The 1,044-nt window shown below is 75.4% G+C and carries 1 pseudogene; it reads left to right on the top strand.

The annotated features are described in order from the left end of the window. Window positions 1–196: 196 nt before the first annotated feature. A pseudogene (locus ABZ914_RS17350) lies at window positions 197–1,044 on the top strand (hypothetical protein); the annotation flags it as partial.

Genomic DNA, 1,044 nt, shown 5'->3' with positions numbered 1-1,044 from the left:
GGGGGGGGGCCGCCCCCCCCCCCCCGGCCCGCCGCGGGGGGCCCCACGTTTGGGGGGGGCCCCCCTCCGCTTTCCCGGCCCCGGACCGCCCGCGCGGCGAAGGGGCGCCGATCACCCGTGACCGGCACATATCTTTCCGAAGTCAAAGCGCCCGTCATGGCCCCAACCGATCCCCGTATGCGGGACGATTCCTGGTATGACCGCTCGTGTGACCCTCCCCTACGGCTCCTGGCCTTCCCCCATCTCCGCGGCCGATGTGGCCCGCGCCCGGCTGCGCCTCAGTTTCCCCACCGTCGCGGGTGATGACGTGTGGTGGCAGGAGACCCGACCCGAGGAGGGCGGGCGGACGACGGTCATCCATCTCAAGGGCGGGCATCGCACCGAGGTGCTCCAGGCTCCGTGGGACGCCCGCACGCGCGTCCACGAGTACGGCGGGCGGTCATACCTGCCGGTCCGTACCGCCGAGGGCGTGTCGCTGGTGTTCTCCAACTACGAGGACCAGCGCCTCCACCGGCTTGACGAGGGCGACCCCAAGCCGTACCCGCTCACCCCGGAGCCGGCCGTCCAGGCGGGGCTGCGTTATGCCGACTACGTGCTCTCCCCCGACGGCACCGAGATCTGGTGCGTGTGCGAGGGGCACATCGCCGAGCCACCCGAAGGCGGGGACACCGCCGCCGGGATCCGCCGCGCGATCGTCGCCGTCCCCCTGGACGGGAGCGCCGCCGACGACGCCGGGGCCATCCGCGAGCTGGTGACCGGCGCGCACTTCTACGCGTCGCCGGCCCCGTCCCCGAGCGGCGGGCACCTCGCCTGGGTGCAGTGGAACCACCCCCGCATGCCCTGGGACGGCACCGAGCTGCGCGTGGCGGCCATCGAGGACGGCACCACGGTCGCGCCGCGCACCGTCAAGGGCGGTCTCACCGAGTCGGGGGGGGGGGGCCGCGGGGGCGGGCCCGCGCGGCGCCTAGTCAAAAGCCACAAGGCCCGCGGCGGGGGCGAAGAACCACGCGGCCGGCGCCCGGGGGCCCCCCCCCCCGCGACACC

The organism is Spirillospora sp. NPDC046719 (assembly GCF_040645715.1).
In the GTDB taxonomy this organism is placed as follows: Bacteria; Actinomycetota; Actinomycetes; order Streptosporangiales; family Streptosporangiaceae; genus Spirillospora.
This window is presented reverse-complemented; position numbering and strand designations above follow the sequence as displayed.